Here is a 1,120-nt window from a genome sequence, read left to right as displayed (position 1 = left end):
TGACGACGTCGGCGGAGCGCTGCATCAGCATGCCGACCCGGGACTCGGGTCCCACACCCGCGGCCATCAGCACCCGCGCCAGCCGATTCGCCCGAGCGTCCAACTCCGCATACGACAAACGCAGCTCGCCCGCTGAGAGCGCAAGCGCGTCAGGGGTGCGCTCCACCTGCTCCTCGAACAGCTCAGGCACCGAGGCGGCCCGTGCCATCCGCTCCACTGCTCCCGAGCCCAACGCGAGGAGGCGCGTGCGCTCCGACCCCGACATGACCTCGATCGCGGTGATCGGGGTGTCCGGGCTGGTGACCACGGCACGTATGAGCCGTTCAAGGCGCGCCGCGATGGACTCGGCGGTCTCCCGGTCGAAAAGGTCGGCGCTGAATTCCAGGCTTCCGCTCAGGCCGTTCGGCCGACCGTCGGGGCTGTCGTTCTCGACCAGCTCGAAGGTGAGGTCGAACTTGGCGATATGGGTGCGGACGGGGTGAGTCCCGGTGTCCAGACCGGCCAGCCGCGGCAGGCTTCCCGCGTCGCTTCGGTAGGCGACCATGACCTGGAAGAGCGGGTGGCTGTTGAGGGTGCGTTCGGGGTTGAGGGCTTCGACGAGTCGGTTGAAGGGGAGGTCCTGGTGGTCGAAGGCGGCCAGTGCGGTTTCCCGGGTGCGGGCGAGAAGCTCGCGGAAGCTGGGATCCCCGGAGGTGTCGCCGCGCAGTACGAGGGTGTTGATGAAGAAGCCGATGAGGTGGTCGAGGGCTTCGTCGGTGCGGCCGGCGATGGCGCTGCCCAGAGGAATGTCCGTACCGGCGCCGAGCCGGGTCAGCAGCGCGGCCACCGCTGCCTGCACCGCCATGAACCCGCTGGCCCCACTCTCCTGGGCCAGCGCCACCAGACCGGCATGCAACTCACGGTCGATGGCGAAGTCCACGATGCCGCCGCGGTGTGTGGGGATCTGCGGACGGGGCCGGTCGAAGGGCAGCTCGAGCTGATCGGGGGCGTCGCGGAGAGCGTTCTTCCAGAAGGTGAGTTGGCGGTTGAGTTCGCTGTGGGGGTCGTCCTCGGTGCCGAGGAGTTCGCGTTGCCACAGGACGTAGTCCGCGTACTGCACGGGCAGGGTGTCCCATGCCGG

1 protein-coding gene is annotated in these 1,120 nt (G+C 68.8%); it reads right to left on the bottom strand.

Annotated features, from left to right (window positions below; translation table 11 throughout):
- Window positions 1–1,120, bottom strand: a 1,120-nt coding sequence (locus E4099_RS32240; RefSeq protein WP_167828568.1) for a condensation domain-containing protein, incomplete at both ends; no start/stop codon positions are given.

Origin of the sequence: Streptomyces palmae, from assembly GCF_004684805.1 — a bacterium.
GTDB lineage: Bacteria > Actinomycetota > Actinomycetes > Streptomycetales > Streptomycetaceae > Streptomyces > Streptomyces palmae.
This window is presented reverse-complemented; position numbering and strand designations above follow the sequence as displayed.